Genomic DNA, 17,937 nt, shown 5'->3' on the forward strand with positions numbered 1-17,937 from the left:
CTTTCTTGTGGCCGCACTTGTGGTTCTTGTGGCCGCTCCTGGGGCCGCTTCCCGTTCCCGCCCCCTCTTCACCGGTTCTGCACGGATTCACCGGCCCCGCGCGGACACCGCGGACGAAGGCGCTACCCGGAGCCGTTAGTGTGGTGCGCCATCCGGTTGCCGTTCACCGGCTGTGTCCACCGAGAACTGGGGCCCGCGCACTCGATGACCGTCTACAGCCACCAGAGCGGCTTCACCGCTGCCAGGCCGCCCGCCTACCCGCGCCACCTGGTCACCGCCGTGATCGTCTCGCACGACGGCGCCCGCTGGCTGCCGCAGGCCCTGGCCGGCCTGCTCGGCCAGGACCGCCAGGTCCAGCGGGTGCTCGCCGTCGACACCGGATCCACCGACAACTCCCCGCAGCTGCTCGCGGACACCCTCGCCGACTGGCTGCCCGAGAGCGGCCCGCTGATCCTCGGCCGTCGGGCGGGCTTCGGCACCGCCGTCGCCGAGGCCGTGTTCAACAGCCCGCCGCTTCGCCCCGAGGACCTCCCGTACCGGCTCGACCCCTCCGGCTACGACCCGGTCACCGGCGGCTGGGACGACTTCGGCGACCCGCTCGCCCAGGAGGACGACCTCGGCCGCGGCGGCCCGCGCGAGACCCAGCCGGTCGAGTGGCTCTGGCTGCTGCACGACGACTGCGAGCCGCAGACCGACGCGCTGCGCCGGCTGCTCCAGGTCGCCGACTCCACCCCCAGCGCCGCCGTGGTCGGCCCCAAGCTGCGCAGCTGGTACGACCGCCGCCAGCTGCTGGAGGTCGGCGTCACCATCGCCCGCTCCGGCCGCCGCTGGACCGGGCTCGACCGCCGCGAGCAGGACCAGGGCCAGCACGACCAGGTCCGCCCGGTGCTCGCCGTCTCCTCCGCGGGCATGCTGGTGCGCCGGGACGTCTTCGAGGAGCTCGGCGGCTTCGACAAGGCGCTGCCGCTGATGCGCGACGACGCCGACTTCTGCTGGCGGGTCAACGCCGCCGGCCATCGCGTGGTGGTCGCCCCCGACGCCGTGCTCCGGCACGCCGAGGCGGCCAGCCGCGAGCGCCGCGCCATCGACTGCGGCTCCTCCCACCCGCACCGGGTGGACAAGGCCGGTGCCGTCTACACCCTGCTCACCAACTGCAAGGGCGTGCTCTTTCCGTACGTCCTGCTGCGCCTGGTGCTCGGCACGCTGCTGCGGGCCGTCACCAACCTGCTGGGCAAGGACCCGAAGCAGGCCTTCGACGAACTCGCCGGGCTCGGCCACGAACTCGTCCGCTTCCCGCGGCTGCTGGTCGCGCGCAAACGCCGCGCCCGTACCCGGGCGGCCGACGCCCTGGACGATCGCACGCTCTTCCCGGCGCCCGGTGCCACGACTCGGCTCGCCGTCGAGGGCGTCATCAGCTCGCTGGGGATAGGGGGTGCGGACGACTCCGGCGGCCGGCACGGCTCGGCCGAGGCCGGTGGCGACGACGACGCCGAGGACCTGGTCGTCGAGCAGTTCGCGCTGATCAAGAAGCTGGCGCGGCGCCCGGCTCCCGTCCTGTTCGCGGGCCTGCTGGTGTTCGCGCTGGTCGCCTGTCGCAGCCTGCTCGGCAGCGGTGACCTGTTCGGCGGCGCCCTGCTGCCGGCCACCGACGGCGCCGGCGGCCTCTGGTCGATGTACGCCGACGCCTGGCACCCCGTCGGCACAGGATCGACCGCCGCCGCACCGCCGTACCTCGGCGTGCTCGCGGTGCTGTCCTGGATGCTGTTCGGCCACGCCGACCTCGCGATCACCCTGCTGCTCGTGCTGACGGTGCCGCTGGCCGCGGTCAGTGCCTACCTGGTCTCCCGTCCGCTGCTGGACTCCAAGCTGGTCCGCGCCTGGGCCAGCGCCACCTACGCGCTGCTGCCCGCCGCGACCGGCGCGCTCGCCCAGGGCCGGATCGGCACCGCCGTCCTCGCCGTCCTGCTGCCGCCGCTGGCCCGCGCCGCCGCGATCACCGCCGGTCTCGGCATCCGCGACGAGAGCGCCGCCAAGGGCGCCCGGCCCGGCTGGCGGCCGGTCTGGATGACCGTCCTGCTGCTCACCCTGGCCACCGCCTTCGTCCCGCTGACCTGGGCGCTCGCGGTGCCGCTCTGCCTGGCCACGCTGGCCGTGGCGGTCGTCCGCGGCGGGGCCTTCGGCTCCGGCGGGGCGGCGCTGCGGCTGCTCGGCCTGCGCATCCTGGTCGTGCTCGCGGTGCCGGTGGCCGTGCTCGCGCCGTGGTCGCTGAAGGTGCTGTCGCACCCGCAGTCGCTGCTGCTGGAGGCCGGTCTGCCGGGCCTGCACGGCAGCGGCGCGAGCGCGCTCGGCCTGGTGCTGGTCAACCCCGGCGGCGCCGGGGTGCCGCCGACGTGGCTGTCGGCCGGTGTGGTGCTGGCCGCGCTCGCCGCGCTGCTGCGCGCCGACCGCCGTCGCGCGGTGCTCGCCGCCTGGGGCGCGGCCGGCGCGGGCATGGTCTTCGCCGTCGCCGTGGCCGGCACCTCCGTGACCCCCGCCTCGGGCGGTCCGGCCGTGCCCGCCTGGGCCGGTCCGGCCACCCTGATCGCCGGGATCGCCCTGCTGGCCGCCGCCGCGATCGGCGCCGACGGCGCCAACGCCCGTGTGGCCGGCATCGCCTTCGGCTGGCGCCAGCCGGTCGCCGCCCTGGTGGTGGCCGCCGCGGCGCTCGCCCCGCTGGGCGCCGGCCTCTGGTGGGCCGTCACCGGCGCGGACGGTCCGCTGCACCGCGCCCAGGCGGGCCAGGTGCCCGCGTTCGTCGCCGAGGAGGCCGGGACCACCGACCGGGCCCGCACCCTGGTCGTCACCGGGGAGAAGAGCGGCGGCTCGGTCCGCTACACCGTGGTCCGCGGCGCCGGTCTGACGCTCGGCCAGGCCGAGTCCACCGTCGACCCGGCGACCGGCACCCTGGACGGCCTGAACAAGGTGGTCGGCAGCCTGCTGGCCGGCTCGGGCGCGGACCAGGCCGGCGCACTGTCCGGCTACGGCATCGCCTACGTGGTGGTCGAGCAGCCGGTGATCGGCGCGTTCAAGGACGTCCTGGACGCCACCCCCGGCCTGGTCAAGGCCAACCAGGACGGCGAGGCCGCGCTCTGGCAGGTCAACGGCACCCCCGCGGTCCGCGCGGTGATCACCGCCCAGGGCGCGAACCCGGTGGTGGTCCCGGCGGGCGTCCGCGACCTCAACACCACCGTCCCGGCCGGGGCCGACGGCCGGGTGCTGCGGCTCGCCGAGTCCGCCGCCCCCGAGTGGAAGGCCACCCTGGACGGCACTGCCCTGGAGCCGACCACGGTCGATGGCTGGGCGCAGGGCTTCAAGCTCCCGGCGAGCGGCGGCAAGCTGGTCGTCACCCGCGAGAGCAGCCTGCTGCACACCGGCTGGATCTGGGGGCAGGTGCTCGTCGGCCTGACCATCCTGGTGCTCGCCCTGCCCGGCCGCCGCAGCCACAAGGACGACGACCTGCCCGAGGAGGTGGTGGCCGCCGCCGCGCTGGCCGCCGCCGCCCAGGCGCAGGCCCCCGCCCCCGGCAGCCGCCGGGCCCGCCGGATGGCCGAGCGCGGCGAGGGCGGCGAGCCGGGCGCCGAGGACGCCGGGGTGTACGAGGGCCGGCCGGGCGCGATCCCGGCGCAGCCCTCCGGTGAGCCGGTGACCGAGGCCGTCCAGGCGGCGGCCGCCGTCCAGGAGGCCGAGCCGTACGCCGACCCGTACCAGACGTACCAGCAGGCCGACCCGTACAGCTACGACCCCTACACCGCGCAGCAGCCGGTGGCCGCGCCGTACGGCGGCCAGGGCTACGACGGTTACCAGCAGGCGTACCCCCAGCAGGACTACGAGCAGCAGGGTCAGCAGGGTTACGAACAGCAGGGCTACGAGCAGCAGTACTCGCAGGACCCGCAGTACGGCTACGACCCCTATCAGCAGACGGAGCACCAGCAGCCGTGGGTGCCGGGGCAGCCGCAGGCCGAGCCCTACTACGACCCGAACGACCCCAACGGGACGGGCCGGTACCCGCACCACCACGGATCGGGGAGCTGACCCGCGATGAAGAAGCCCGCCTTCAGGAAGAAGTCCGCGCCGGAGGCCGTCGAGGCCGAGTACGCCGCAGCCGAACCGGCCGAGGCCGCCGCCCCCGTGGCCGGGCCCGCCGGGCGCTCCGGCGGCAGCCGGACCACGCAGTCCCTGCTGGCCGCCGCCGCCGTGCTCGCGGTGGTGTTCGGGATCGCCGAGGCCCGTCCGCCGGCCGCCCCGGCCACCGGCGACCAGGGCGCCGCGGCGACCACCGCACAGGTCGAGCGGACGGCGGCGGTCTGCCCGCAGCCGCTCCAGGGCCTGACCGGCTCGACCAGCCTCACCGCCTACACCCCGCCCGGCACCGGCGGCGCCACCGGCGGGGCCGGCTGGCTCTCCGACGCTGTCGCGCCCGCGACGCCCCCGACCGCCGCACCCTCGGCCTCGGCCACCCCGACTCCGACGGCGCCCGCCACCCCGGCGCCGACCGGCTCGGCCGCTCCGGCCGCCCCGGACAAGGGCGGCGCGCCCGCCGACGCCCGGCTGACCCTGACCAAGCCCGGCACCCCGGCGACCGCCCCCGCCGCCAACGGCGACACCGCGCCCGGCGCCGGGGCCACCGCCACCGGCGCCCTAGCCCCCGGCTTCACGGTCACCCAGACCACCGTCGTCACCGAGCAGCGCGGCCTGGGCCTGTCCGGCCTCACCTGCACCCCGGCCGGCACCAGCTTCTGGTTCGCCGGGGCCAGCACGGCCGGCGACCGGGTCGACTACCTCAGCCTGGTGAACACCGAGTCCTCCGCCGCCGTGGTCGACATCAAGCTGTACGGCGACAAGGGCCTGATCGACAACGACGCCGCCAACGGCATCACCGTCGCCCCCGGCAGCTCCCAGTCCGTCCTGCTGTCCACCCTCACCAAGGGCGCGGTCACCGACCTCGCCGTGCACGTGGTGGCCCGCAGCGGGCGGGTCGGCGCCGCCCTGCACGCCGCCGACGGCAACAAGGGCGCGGACTGGGTCCCGGCCTCCATCGAGCCCGCCCCCACCCAGGTTTTGCCCGGCCTGCCCGCCGACACCTCCTCCGCCCGGCTGGTGGTGTGGGCGCCGCCGGAGGACGACGCCGACCTGAAGATCCAGCTCTCCGGCAAGAACGGCTGGTTCACCCCGGCCGGCAACGAGTCCATCCACGTCAAGGCGGGCATGGTGGCCGCCGTCGACCTCGGCAAGGTCACCCGCGACGAGGTGGCCGGGCTGCGGCTGTCGCCCAGCGACGACAAGCACGCCACCGCGATCGTGGCCGGGCTGCGGGTCGACCGGGCCGGGCCGAACGGCAAGACCGACGCGGCCTGGCTCACCGGCAGCGCGCCGGTCGGCGCCCGCGCCACGGTGGCCGACAACCGGGCCGGCGCGTCCACGCTGTTCCTGACCTCCACCGGTGACGCCGCCTCCGTCCGGGTCACCGCCTCGGCGGGCGCCGGCGGCGGCACCCCGGTGAGCAAGGACGTCCAGGTGCCGGCCGGCGGCACCGTCTCCCTCCCCGCGCCCGAGCCCGGCGGGCTGAACGGCAGCTTCGCGCTCACCGTGGAGACCGTCTCCGGCGGCCCGGTGGTGGCCGCCCGGATGCTGGCGATCCCCACCAAGGACGTGCCGATGTTCACCGTCCAGGCGCTGCGCGACGACCACAGCAGCGTCAAGGTGCCGCAGGCCGCCCAGGATCCGGGCGTCGTGCAGCGCTGACCGGACGTGAGAAGGCGGTACCCGGGGCTCCGGGTACCGCCTTTCGGTCTGGCGTCCTGGCGTCAGTCCTCGTCGTAGCGCGGGTCGATGGCGTCCGGCGACAGCCCCAGCAGCTCCGCCACCTGCTCGATCAGGATCTCGTGTACCAGCGCCGCCCGGTCCTCCCGGGTCTTCGCCCGGATCTCCACCGGCCGCCGGTACACCACGATCTGGCTCTTGTGTCCCTGCCGGCCCGGCGACACCCGGCCCAGCGGCACCCCGTCCTCGGTGTCCGCGCCGTCCGCCTCGGGCAGCGGCACCTCCTGGACGGCGAACTCCACCTCGATCAGCTGCGGCCAACGCCGCTCAAGACGCTCCACCGACTCGCGCACGTAGTCGTCGAACAATTCGGAGCGGGTGAGCGAGATCGGCACCTGGGGCGGCGCCAGCGGGCCGCGCAGCCCCCTGCCGTGCCGGTCGCGGTGCCGGGGACGGCGCGAGGGTCCCGTCGATGACTGCGGTGCAGAGCTGTCCATATCACTGCCGAGGGTAGTCCTTGGACGGTCGGAAGTGGACCACTCCGGCGGGGAAACGCCCGGGGTGGCGGGCGCACACCTGAGCGAGCGGAGCGAGCGAGGCATTGGAGGGGCGCGCTCCGCTCTCGCTCCGCCGAGCGGAGCGAAGGGGGGTGTCCGAGGCGCATGGACGGCGACACGGGCACCTACCGGGCAGGCGGTCTTCGCTCCCCGGCGAGGAGTGCGGTACCGTCCACCCTCGTGAGCTCTGTACGTCGTTGTTCGCGGACCGCGTGCGGCCGGCCGGCCGTCGCAACGCTGACGTACGTCTACGCGGACTCCACCGCCGTGCTGGGCCCGCTCGCCACCTACGCCGAGCCGCACTGCTACGACCTGTGCGCCGAGCACGCCGAGCGCCTCACCGCGCCGCGCGGCTGGGAGGTCGTCCGGCTCGCCGCCGAGGCCGGACCGCTGCGCCGCAGCAGCGACGATCTGGAAGCCCTCGCCAACGCCGTCCGCGAGGCCGCCCGCCCGCAGACCCCCCGTCAGGGCCGCGCGCCCGAGGGCGAGTCCACCGAGGGCGGCCGCCGCGGCCACCTCCGGGTCCTCCGCTCGCCCGACAACTGACGCCTCACCCGGCACGGGACGTTCGTCCGGCCCGGGTACGCTGCCCGTCTACCGCCGACCGTCGACCGACGGCGCGGTGCCCCGACGTATCGTGACCGGGGGCGGTCAGCCGCCGATCACAGCACACCGATCAGTACAGAGACCAGGGTGGAGCCGCAGTGCGCGACCTCAAGCAGCTCGTGAAGGCGTACGACGTCCGAGGCGTCGTTCCGGACCAGTGGGACGAGAGCCTGTCCCGGGCCTTCGGCGCCGCGTTCGTGCAGGTCACCAGCGCGTCCGCGATCGTCGTCGGCCACGACATGCGGCCCTCCTCGCCGTCGCTCACCCGGGCCTTCGCCGAGGGCGCCGCGGCCTACGGCGCCGACGTGGTCCAGATCGGGCTCTGCTCGACCGACCAGCTCTACTACGCCAGCGGCAGCCTCGACCTGCCCGGCGCGATGTTCACCGCCAGCCACAACCCGGCCCAGTACAACGGCATCAAGCTGTGCCGGGCCGGCGCCGCCCCGGTCGGCCAGGACACCGGCCTCGCCGAGATCCGCGAGCTGGTCGAGTCCTGGACCGCCGAGGACGACACCGTCACGATCCCGGCCAAGGACGTGAAGCCCGGCGCGCTGTCCGAGCAGGACACCCTGCGCGGCTATGCCGACCACCTGCTGGGCCTGGTCGACCTCGGCGCGATCCGCCCGCTCAAGGTCGCCGTCGACGCCGGCAACGGCATGGGCGGCCACACCGTGCCGACCGTCTTCGACGGCCTGCCGATCGAGCTCGTCCCGATGTACTTCGAGCTGGACGGCACCTTCCCCAACCACGAGGCCAACCCGCTCGACCCGAAGAACATCGTCGACCTGCAGGCCAAGGTCCGCGAGGTCGGCGCCGACCTCGGCCTCGCCTTCGACGGCGACGCCGACCGCTGCTTCGTCGTCGACGAGCGCGGCGAGCCGGTCTCGCCGTCCGCCATCACCGCCCTGGTCGCCGCCCGCGAGATCGCCCGCGCCCGGGCCGCCGGCGAGGACGAGCCGACGATCATCCACAACCTGATCACCTCCTGGACCGTCCCCGAGGTGGTCCGCGAGCTCGGCGGCACCCCGGTCCGCACCCGGGTCGGCCACTCCTTCATCAAGCAGGAGATGGCCGTCACCGACGCCGTCTTCGGCGGTGAGCACTCCGCCCACTACTACTTCCGCGACTTCTGGCGCGCCGACACCGGCATGCTGGCCGCCCTGCACGTGCTGGCCGCCCTCGGCGGGCAGCCGGGCACGCTGTCCGCGCTCACCGCCGAGTACGACCGGTACGCCGCCTCCGGCGAGATCAACAGCACCGTCGCCGACCAGGCCGACCGCTCGGCCGCCGTCCGCGCCGCCTACGCCGGCCTGGAGGGCACCACCGTCGACGAGCTGGACGGCCTCACCGTGGCCGGCCCGGACTGGTGGTTCAACCTGCGCGCCTCCAACACCGAGCCGCTGCTGCGTCTCAACGTCGAGGCCAAGGACCCGGCGAAGATGGCCGAGCTGCGCGACGGCGTCCTGGCGATCGTCCGCGCCTGAGCCGAAGGCTTGGGGCCCGTGCCCCGGCCGGTAGGGTTGCCTATCGGCCGGGGCACCGCCGTGCCGCACCCGATGTCTGGAGTCCCTCACATGAAGCTCGAATCCTTCCTGCTGGAGATCCTGGTCTGCCCGCAGTGCCGGGCCGCGCTCACCGAGGGCGGCACCGAGGAGCAGCCCGAGCTGGTCTGCACCGGCACGGACTGCGGCCTCGCGTACCCGGTCCGCGACGGCATTCCGGTCCTCCTGGTGGACGAGGCCCGCCGCCCGGCCTGATCCTTGGGGGCGACGCCCCACCCCGCCAGCCCAGCGCTCCCAGGACAGCAGCCGGAGGCCAGCCGCATGCTCGACGACACCCTGCTCGACGACCCGGCCGCCCTTCAGCGCGCCGACCGCGACCGCGCGCTGCTCGCCCTGGCCGGCTCCGGGGCCCGGGTCCGCACCGCGCTGCGGCTCGCCGACGCGGCCGGCCTCGACCGGCTGCGGCCCGACGGCCGCCCGCGCGTCGTCCTGGTCGCCGGCCACGGCAGCGCCCTGACGGCGGGCGGGATCCTGGCCGCGCTTGCCGGGACGAGCACGCTGGTCACCCCGCTGCCGCCCACCGACGCCGCCGCCCCGCGCGCCGACCGGGCCGGCGCGCCGCCCGCCTTCACCGCCGGGCTCGGCTGGCAGCTGCCCGGCTGGGCCGGCCCGCTCGACCTGCTGGTGGTCAGCTCCGCCGACGGCGGCGAGCAGGGCCTGATCGGCCTCGCCGAACAGGCTTACGCGCGCGGCTGCGCGATCGTCGTCATCGCACCGGTGGGCAGCCCGCTCGCCGAGGCAGCCCTCCAGGTGCGGGCGCTGCCGCTGCCGTTCGTGCCGACCGCCCTGCCGGAGGACGAGGCGCCGACCGCCCCCGCTGCCGAGCCCGACCTCCCCGCCGAGGACCCGGCCGCGCTCTGGTCCCACCTCACCCCGCTGCTGGCGCTGGCCCAGAAGCTCGGCCTCACCCAGCTGCCGTACGACGCGCTGCCGGCCACCGCCGACCTTCTGGACGCGGCCGCCGTCCGCTGCCGCCCCGACGCCGCCGCGTACACCAACCCGGCCAAGAGCCTCGCCGCCCGGATGGCCGGGACCGTCCCGCTGCTGTGGGCCGAGGGCCCGGTGGCCGGGGCCGTCGTCGCCCGCTTCGCCGCCCAGCTGGCCGACCGGGCGGGCCGCCCGGCGCTGGCCGGGCTGCTGCCGCAGGCGCTCACCGAGCACCGAGGCATGTTCATCGGCCAGCTCGGTGCGGGGGCGGACCCGGACGACTTCTTCCGCGACCGGGTCGAGGAGCCGGACCCGCTGCACCTCCAGGTCCTGCTGCTGCGGCACACCCCGGGCACCGCCGGCGGCCCGTTCGACGAGGACCACGGCCCGGCCGAGGTGCCGGAGGACGACGAGGGCCCGCGCAGCTTCGGCGTCACCCGGGCGCACCGGCTCGCCGCCGCGCACGACGTCCGGCTCACCGAGTACGCCAGCACCCGGCCCGACCCGCTGCACGCGCTGGCCGACCTGGTCGCACTGACCGACTTCGCCGCCGTCTACCTGGGGCTCGCCGCCGCGCAGTCCTGAGCGCGCCCCCGTTACGGTGAGCGTATGAGTGAGCGGAGCGAGCTCATCATCAAGAGACGCGCATGGGCGAATGCCCCTGCCGAGCGCAGCGAGGCGGGCGCATGAGTACGGAAGGCGGTACCAAGGCCCTGGTCGCGGCGCTGTCCGCGAACCTGGCCATCGCGGCGGCCAAGTTCACCGCCTTCGGCCTCACCGGGTCCCCGTCGATGCTGGCCGAGGGTGTGCACTCCGTCGCCGACTCCGGCAACCAGGTGCTGCTGCTCGTCGGCGGCAAGCGGGCGCGCCGGGCGGCGGACGAGGAGCACCCGTTCGGGTACGGCCGTGAGCGCTACGTCTACGGCTTTCTGGTGGCCATCGTGCTGTTCAGCGTCGGCGGCCTGTTCGCGATCTATGAGGGCTGGCACAAGGTCGGCCACCCGGAGCAGCTGGACTCCTGGTACTGGGCGGTCGGCGTGCTGGTGTTCGCGATCGCGATGGAGGGCTGGTCCTTCCGCACCGCGATGCGCGAGTCGGCGAAGGCCAAGGGCAGCCAGGGCTGGGTGCAGTTCATCCGCACCGCGAAGGCGCCCGAACTCCCGGTGGTGCTGCTGGAGGACACCGGCGCGCTGATCGGCCTGGTGTTCGCGCTGCTCGGCGTCTCGCTCACCGTGATCACCGGGAACGGCGTCTGGGACGGCGTCGGCACCCTGTGCATCGGCGTCCTGCTGGTGGTGATCGCCGTGGTGCTCGCGCTGGAGACCAAGTCGCTGCTGCTCGGCGAGTCCGCCGACCGGGAGTCGGTGCGGCGGATCCGCGCGGCACTGGTCGACGGGGACGCGGTCACCGGCGTGATCCACATGCGTACCCTCCACCTGGGCCCGGAGGAACTGCTGGTCGCCGCCAAGATCGCCGTCAACGCGGAGGACAGCGCCGCCCGGGTGGCGGCGGCGATCGACGCGGCCGAGGAACGGGTGCGGGCGGCCGTCCCGATCGCCCGGGCGATCTACCTGGAACCGGACGTCTACAGCGCCGAGAAGGCGGCGGCCGGCGAGGACCCCGCGGCCACCCCGGGCGGGCCCGGGCCGGAAATCCTTCATCCGGGGACTGCGGGCGGGACCGCCGGTGTAGATTCGTCACCAGAGCCAGAACGTCGCTGCTGATGGCGGTCGATCGGCGGTCCGCCCCCGTAGGGTGTGCCCCGGTCGAGGGAGAGAGGTCCTCCGACGGTTTGTGCCGAGCACAGGGAGCCGGTCCGGCAAGTCACGGGCCCGGCGGCCCCGGTGTGGCCGTGCACCCGTACGGCACCGCCGCGTTGCGACGCACACCCAGGACCTTTTGGCCGTGCCCCACCCCATCAGCGAGGAGCAGACGTATGTCGACCGACATCACCGGTGACTTCAAGGTCGCCGACCTTTCCCTGGCGCCGTTCGGCCGCAAGGAGATCCAGCTGGCCGAGCACGAGATGCCCGGCCTGATGGCGATCCGCGCCGAGTACGCGGAGTCGCAGCCGCTGGCCGGCGCCCGCATCACCGGCTCGCTGCACATGACCATCCAGACCGCCGTGCTGATCGAGACCCTGACGGCGCTGGGTGCCGAGGTCCGCTGGTGCTCGTGCAACATCTTCTCCACCCAGGACCACGCCGCGGCCGCCATCGCGGTCGGCCCGGCGGGCACCCCGGAGAACCCGCAGGGTGTGCCGGTGTTCGCCTGGAAGGGCGAGACGCTGGAGGAGTACTGGTGGTGCACCGAGCAGGCGCTGACCTGGCCGGACGGCAAGACCCCGAACATGATCCTGGACGACGGCGGTGACGCCACCCTGCTGATCCACAAGGGCGTCGAGTTCGAGAAGGCCGGCGCCGCGCCGGACCCGTCGACCGCGGACAACGACGAGTTCCGGATCATCCTGGAGCTGCTGAACCGCACCCTGAAGGACACCCCGAACAAGTGGACCGAGGTCGCCGCCACCATCAAGGGCGTGACCGAGGAGACCACCACCGGTGTCCACCGCCTGTACGAGATGCACCGTGACGGCAAGCTGCTGTTCCCGGCCATCAACGTGAACGACTCGGTGACGAAGTCGAAGTTCGACAACAAGTACGGCTGCCGGCACTCGCTGATCGACGGCATCAACCGCGCCACGGACGTGCTGATCGGCGGCAAGGTCGCGGTCGTCTGCGGCTACGGCGACGTGGGCAAGGGCTGCGCGGAGTCGCTGCGCGGCCAGGGCGCGCGCGTCATCGTCACCGAGATCGACCCGATCTGCGCGCTGCAGGCGGCGATGGACGGCTACCAGGTCGCGACGCTGGACGACGTCGTCGAGACCGCCGACATCTTCATCACCACGACCGGCAACAAGGACATCATCCTGGCTTCGCACATGGAGCGGATGAAGCACCAGGCGATCGTGGGCAACATCGGCCACTTCGACAACGAGATCGACATGGCCGGTCTGGCGAAGCTCCCGGGTGTGGTGAAGACCGAGGTCAAGCCGCAGGTGCACGAGTGGCGCAAGGCGGACGGCCGCACGATCATCGTGCTGTCCGAGGGCCGTCTGCTGAACCTGGGCAACGCGACCGGCCACCCGTCGTTCGTGATGTCGAACTCGTTCGCGAACCAGACGATCGCGCAGATCGAGCTGTTCGCGAAGACCGAGCAGTACCCGGTCGGTGTGTACGTGCTGCCGAAGCACCTGGACGAGAAGGTGGCCCGTCTGCACCTGGACGCGCTGGGCGTGAAGCTGACCACGCTGACGCAGGATCAGGCCGACTACATCGGCGTCCCGGTCGAGGGTCCGTACAAGCCGGAGCAGTACCGCTACTGATGCGGTGACACGTACGCCGGTGGCCGGCACACCCCCGCGGGTGCCGGCCACCGGTGTCTTCGGGTGCGGTCAGCGGATCACGTCGGTGGTCCAGGTGGACGGGTCGACGCCGGTGACGTGCACCAGCTCGGTCAAGGCCGCCAGGCCCCCGTAGCGTTGGGCCAGTGGCAGGCTCTCGGACTCCACCGTCGCGCAGATCTTGAGGCCCTGCTCCGAACGGCAGCTCGTGTTGGACTTCCCGTACCGCTGTTCGCCGTCCGGGGCCACGATGAGTCCGATGGACATGTCGTCGAGCGTGAGGCCGACAGTTGCGGTCCAGGGCTGCCCGACCGCGGGACGAGTCAGGAGGGCCTCCGTCGGCCGGAGGCCCGCCGGCAGCCCGGACAGCCAGAACGGCAGCGGGACGGCCCGCTCGCCGACCTGGACGTCGGCCGCGACGCGGAGCAGCACGTCGTCGGGGATCTCGGTGCCGCGCGGGCGGTTCGAGATCAGCTGCGCCCAGCGGCCGGAGGTGGTCTGCCAGCGCAGGACTCGCCTTCCGCTGTCGTACGTCGGGTGCGTCGGATTGGTCACCCAGTACGCGGTCCGGCCGTTGACGGCGAGAGCGGGTTCCTTCTCCTCCTTCTGCGTCGGCGAGTCGATCAGCGCGGGCTCGGGTCCGGCGGGGTGGACGAGGAGGCTGAGACTCCGCCCCGACGGGCCCCCCAGACCCGCGATGGTGACGACGGCATCCTGGCTCGCCTGGTAACCGACGTTGCGTTCGTGGTCCAGCCAGTCGGGGAGCCAGCCGAACGTGCCGCCGGCGACCAGCGGGTCGGTGGGCGTGCCGATCGGCGTCGCGGGGGCGACGATCGGATGGTCCGTGCGCGGGGCCGCCGGCAGGAGGCGCGTGGTCGGTATGCCGCCGCCGGGTGCCAGCAGCAGGACGGCCGTGACCGCGGCAGCCGTCGCGGCGGCCACCGCGCCGACCTGCGCCCGCCGCCGGTGGCGGAGGCGGGCCCGCCCCCGCACGATGGACGTGGCGATGTCGAAGGCCGCCGGTGGTGCCGGTTCGTCGGCCAGGGCTGCCAGGCGGGCGGCCAGGTCGCTGTGCTCGGTGGTGGTCATGACGTCCTCTCTGCGACGGCGGGGCGGGGGGCGAGAGTGCTGCGGAGCGCGACCAGCGCGCGTGAGCTCTGGCTCTTCACGTTGCCGGACGAACAGCCCAGTGCCTCAGCCGTCTGATCAATCGTCAGATCGCAGTAGTACCGGAGCACCACGGTGACCCGCTGGCGGGGCGGCAGCGCGGCCAGGGCGCGGCGCAGGTCGATCGAGACGTCCAGATCGGCGCTCGCGGCGGCGATGTCCGGCTCGGTGTCGGTGCGGGTCGTGCGGCGCCACCAGGGGGAGCGTTGCTCGCTCAGGAACGTGTTGATCAGCACCCTGCGGGCGTAACCGTCCACGTTCTCCATGCGCTTGGCCTTCGACCAGTTCACGTACAGCTTGGTGATGGTCTCCTGGGCCAGATCGTCGGCCCGGTGCCACTCCCCGCACAGCAGATAGGCGACCTTCCGCAGCCAGCCGCCCCTGGAAGCCACGTACTCGGTGAACTCCACGTCGTGTGCCTGCCTCGCCATCTGCACCCCCCGTTCCTCGTAGCGATGGCGCTCAGCCGCGCCGCTCACCCCCCTAATGCGAACACCTGCCCGGAACGTTGCATGTCGGGGGCGGAGATCGTCCCCGTAGGCTTCGGGCATGCCCAACGGCCGGTACTCGCTCCACACAGCTCTGACTCCTCTTGGCCACGACCGCGTGCTGCTCGGCGAGGAGCGCTTCAGCTGCGCGCCGGGCCCGGCCGGCTGGAGGTACGTCTCCAAGACCTACGGGCCCGGGGGCCAGGTGCTCGGCACCGTCGACCTCACCCTGGACTCGCGCGCCCGCCCGCTGCGGATGGAGCTGAAGGCCGGTGGCTGGCAGGTCCGCGGCGGGGCGGTGGACGGTGTGGCCTGGGTGCGGACCGATGCGGCCGACCCGGGCGGCGAGCACGCGGTGGAGGGGCACGACCGCGCCCACGGGTTCACCGGCCGTTCGCCGGCCTTCCTGGTCGCCACCGCCCGGCTGCTGCGGCTGCGGGAGGGGGCGAGTGCGCGGGTGCGGCTGGTCGCGTTCACCGAGCCGGTGCTGGCGCCGCGCACCTTCGACCAGGGGTGGCTGCTGGAGTCCGTCGACACGCATCCGACGGACTCCGGACCGCTGCTGGTGGAGCGGTACCAGGTGGCGGACCTGGAGACCGGTGAGCAGCAGGTGGTGCACCTCGCGGGGGACGTGGTGCTGGCGGCCGACGGGATCGAGCTGGAGGAGCTGGAGTCGCCGCCGAATGCCTGGCCGGTGGAGTTCGGCGGCTAGGACGGCATCTGGTCAGGAGGGCGGGGCGAAGCCCATACCGGACGGCTGCTGGTCGGCGGAAGGCGTGGGCGGTGCGGCCGGTGCCGGGGTGGGGGCGGCCAGGGGCGGCGGGGCGGCAGGGGCCGGCGGGATCGGGCCCGGGACGGGCGCCTGCTGCGGGGCCGCTGTCGGGTGCTGGGGAGCGGCCATCGGTTGCGCGGCGGGCATCGGTTGCGCCGCTGACATCTGCTGGTACCCCTGGGCCCGCGTCCACTCCCGCCGCTGGCGCTCGGTGAGCACCGCGCCGAGGTACGCCGCCGGGTGCAGCCCGGGCGGCAGGGGGTGGCCGGTGCGGGCGGAGAGGTCGGCGGCCAGCCGGGCGGACAGTTGGTGCGCGACGGCCAGGTCCAACTGCCCGATGCGACCGAGCAGTTGGCGGATGGCCAGCCAGAGCGGCTCCGGGACGGCCGACAGGTCCATCGCGACCAGCTCGCGGCCCATCGCCTGGAGCAGCTGCGGGTGCACCGGCGGCAGCGCGACCGCCGTCCCGCTGCCGCCCGGGGTGCGCTCGCGGACGACCAGCGTCCCGGCGAAGATGTCGCCCAGCCGCTTGCCGTCCGAGGACACCACCGAGCAGATCACCGCGGGCGCGCCGCTCAGCGCGATCAGCTCGAAGAACCCGGTCAGCCCGCGCACCAGCGAGTGCCGGAACCGCACCGGACCGCCGTCGGTGCGCACCACCCGCAGGCCGAGCGCGGCCTTGCCGAGCGAACGTCCGTGGCTGAGGGTCTCGACCATCACCGGCACGCCGACCAGGAAGAAGACCGTCAGCCCGAGCATGATGGCCGTCAGCGCGGCGCCGTCGAGGCCGATGAGGGTGATGCTCAGGATCAGCGAGGTCACCAGCAGGGCGGCGAACTCCACGGCCAGGTCGAGCGCGATCGCCAGCGCCCGGCTCGGAAGCTTCGCCGTGCGCAGGCCGAGGACGACCGCCTCGCCCGTCACCAGGTCGCTCAAGACACCCGTCCGTTCACGCTCGTGGAGCCCCGTGCGGCCGGTGCGGCCGTGGGAACTCGCTCGTTGAGGTCGCCGAGGTCGTGGACGTCGTGGTGGAGGACATCCAGGACCGGCCCCCCGCGACCCGCTCTCTGCAGTCCGATCCGCACGCGCCAACATACGGGGCCCGGTGCTCGCACGGGAAGTGAGATCCCGGGGCCCACGGCGTCCGTCCCTGCTGGCATGCTGGGCCCGCACGTGTCCGTACGTACCCGCCCGCCCGCGCGTGCGCGCTCCGCGCCCCGCGCCGACCATGGAGCCGCCGAATGGACCTGGACGTCTTCGTCGCCACCCACCAGGGGGAGTGGAACCGGCTGGACGCCCTCGCCCGGAAGCGCCGGCTCAGCGGGGAGGAGGCGGACGAGCTGGTCACCCTCTACCAGCGGGCCACCGGCCACCTCGCCAAGGTCCAGGCCGCCGCACCCGACCCGACCCTGGTGGGCCGGCTGACCTCCCTGGTCTCGCGGGCCCGTGCCGCCGTCACCGGCAGCCGCAGCAGCGGCTGGCAGGACGTCGCGCGGTACTACGCGGTGAGCTTCCCGGCCGCGCTGTACCGCTCGCGCCGCTGGTGGCTGCCGGTCGCGGTCCTCTCGCTGATCGCCACCGCCGTGATCGCCTGGTGGGTCGCCACCCACCCCGAGGTCCGCAACAGCCTGGCCACGCCGGCGTCGCTGCGCGAGATGACCCGCCCCGGCGGCGCGTACGAGTCGTACTACTCGGACCGCCCGGCCAGCTCCTTCGCGGCGCAGGTCTGGACGAACAACGCCTGGATCGCCGCCCAGTGCCTGCTCTACGGGATCGCGCTGGGCATTCCGGTTCTCTTCGTGATGTGGACGAACGTCCTCAACCTCGGCGTGGGTGTCGGCCTGATGGCCTCCGCCGGGCGGCTCGACGTCTTCCTCGGCCTGCTGATCCCGCACGGCCTGCTCGAACTCACCGCCGTCTTCGTGGCCGGCGGCCTCGGCCTGCGGCTCGGCTGGACGATCATCGACCCCGGCCCGCGCACCCGCGCCACGGCACTGGCGGAACAGGGCCGGTCCATCATCGGCATGGCCATCGGCCTGACCACGGTCCTCGCCGTCTCCGGTGTCCTCGAAGCTTTCGTGACCCCGTCGGGCCTGCCCACCTGGGCGCGCATCTCGATCGGCGTCGCGGCAGAGGTCGCGTTCCTGCTGTACGCGCTGGTGCTGGGCCGCAAGGCCGCGGCGGAGGGCGAGACCGGTGATCTGGATGCGGCCGATCGGGCGGACCTGCAGCCCGTCGCCGCCTGAGCCGATGTGATCAACAGGCCCCTGACCTGCTACTCTTCTCGAAGCCCAACCAAACCATTGACGTGGTAAGGGTGGGCTAGTAGGTTTGAACGGTTGGGACCGACTGGACAACGGTTGGGCTCAGGCGTAGTGTCTAAGACACCGCCGAATCGAGGCGAGCGCGTTTCACGAAATGCGCGCCCTCCGACGAAGCAAATCCTGCGAACTGAGCACACTGAAAGCTTTGATAAGCTTCGGAGCGAAGTTGCAGGAAATCTCGCCAGCGGGAATCGGATGAATGAAACTCCGGAAAACGGAGCGGAAAACATCTGGTAAGCTGGAAACACGAAAGAACGAAGCGCCCGGAGGGCCCGCTGGAAGGCGGTCCGAAGGAAGTGTCCGTTCCTTGAGAACTCAACAGCGTGCCAAAA

14 protein-coding genes are annotated in these 17,937 nt (G+C 73.6%); 10 read left to right on the top strand and 4 right to left on the bottom strand.

The genetic code is table 11. The annotated features are described in order from the left end of the window. The first annotated feature begins 204 nt into the window (after positions 1-204). Together KV557_RS44250 and KV557_RS35985 are read left to right on the top strand one after the other, a co-directional pair. Positions 205-4,071, top strand: coding sequence for a glycosyltransferase family 2 protein (locus tag KV557_RS44250; RefSeq protein ID WP_218205797.1), 3,867 nt, complete (start codon positions 205-207; stop codon positions 4,069-4,071). A gap of 6 nt (positions 4,072-4,077) precedes the next feature. Further along, positions 4,078-5,781, top strand: coding sequence for a DUF5719 family protein (locus KV557_RS35985; protein ID WP_256178453.1), 1,704 nt, complete (start codon positions 4,078-4,080; stop codon positions 5,779-5,781). A gap of 62 nt (positions 5,782-5,843) precedes the next feature. Here KV557_RS35985 and KV557_RS35990 read toward each other — a convergent pair whose 3' ends face one another. Next, positions 5,844-6,296, bottom strand: coding sequence for a metallopeptidase family protein (locus KV557_RS35990; protein ID WP_218205798.1), 453 nt, complete (start codon positions 6,294-6,296; stop codon positions 5,844-5,846). Between the two features lie 165 nt (positions 6,297-6,461). Between KV557_RS35990 and KV557_RS35995 the strand changes: the two genes are divergently transcribed. The 6 genes from KV557_RS35995 to ahcY all read left to right on the top strand — a co-directional run bounded on the left by KV557_RS35995 (position 6,462) and on the right by ahcY (position 12,836). Further along, a complete protein-coding gene (locus KV557_RS35995; protein WP_218205799.1) occupies positions 6,462-6,902 on the top strand; it encodes a DUF3499 domain-containing protein in 441 nt (146 codons plus the stop codon). Between the two features lie 158 nt (positions 6,903-7,060). Continuing rightward, complete coding sequence (locus KV557_RS36000) at positions 7,061-8,446, top strand: phosphomannomutase/phosphoglucomutase (RefSeq protein ID WP_218205800.1); 1,386 nt, start codon at positions 7,061-7,063, stop codon at positions 8,444-8,446. Positions 8,447-8,536: 90 nt separating this feature from the next. Next, entirely contained in the window at positions 8,537-8,719 is a 183-nt protein-coding gene (locus KV557_RS36005; protein WP_218205801.1) for a Trm112 family protein, read from the top strand. 66 nt (positions 8,720-8,785) lie between these two features. After that, positions 8,786-10,036, top strand: a complete 1,251-nt coding sequence (locus KV557_RS36010; protein WP_218205802.1) for an SIS domain-containing protein — start codon at positions 8,786-8,788, stop codon at positions 10,034-10,036. Between the two features lie 101 nt (positions 10,037-10,137). Then, positions 10,138-11,175 carry a cation diffusion facilitator family transporter gene (locus tag KV557_RS36015; protein ID WP_218205803.1) on the top strand — a complete coding sequence of 346 codons (1,038 nt, stop codon included), beginning with the start codon at positions 10,138-10,140 and terminating at the stop codon, positions 11,173-11,175. Positions 11,176-11,387: 212 nt separating this feature from the next. Continuing rightward, the gene (ahcY, locus tag KV557_RS36020) at positions 11,388-12,836 is read left to right on the top strand and encodes an adenosylhomocysteinase (RefSeq protein WP_218205804.1); all 1,449 of its coding nucleotides are present in this window, start codon (positions 11,388-11,390) and stop codon (positions 12,834-12,836) included. Between the two features lie 69 nt (positions 12,837-12,905). Here the strand turns inward: ahcY and KV557_RS36025 are convergent, their stop codons facing one another. Then, entirely contained in the window at positions 12,906-13,943 is a 1,038-nt protein-coding gene (locus KV557_RS36025) for a hypothetical protein (RefSeq protein WP_218205805.1), read from the bottom strand. Next, positions 13,940-14,452 (bottom strand): SigE family RNA polymerase sigma factor, encoded by a 513-nt coding sequence (locus KV557_RS36030; protein WP_218205806.1) that lies wholly within the window; start codon positions 14,450-14,452, stop codon positions 13,940-13,942. Before KV557_RS36030 ends, KV557_RS36025 begins: the two co-directional genes overlap by 4 nt. 118 nt (positions 14,453-14,570) lie before the next feature. On the opposite strand from KV557_RS36030, the gene KV557_RS36035 reads away from it, so the two are divergent. Further along, complete coding sequence (locus KV557_RS36035; RefSeq protein WP_218205807.1) at positions 14,571-15,221, top strand: hypothetical protein; 651 nt, start codon at positions 14,571-14,573, stop codon at positions 15,219-15,221. A gap of 12 nt (positions 15,222-15,233) precedes the next feature. Here KV557_RS36035 and KV557_RS36040 read toward each other — a convergent pair whose 3' ends face one another. Then, a complete protein-coding gene (locus tag KV557_RS36040) occupies positions 15,234-16,217 on the bottom strand; it encodes an RDD family protein (RefSeq protein ID WP_218205808.1) in 984 nt (327 codons plus the stop codon). A 305-nt stretch (positions 16,218-16,522) separates the two neighbouring features. Here KV557_RS36040 and KV557_RS36045 point away from each other — a divergent pair, with 305 nt between their 5' ends. After that, on the top strand, positions 16,523-17,527 hold the full coding sequence (locus tag KV557_RS36045) for a stage II sporulation protein M (RefSeq protein WP_218205809.1): 1,005 nt from the start codon (positions 16,523-16,525) through the stop codon (positions 17,525-17,527). Positions 17,528-17,937: the final 410 nt, after the last annotated feature.

It is taken from the genome of Kitasatospora aureofaciens (assembly GCF_019192735.1).
Classification (GTDB): Bacteria; Actinomycetota; Actinomycetes; order Streptomycetales; family Streptomycetaceae; genus Kitasatospora; species Kitasatospora aureofaciens_A.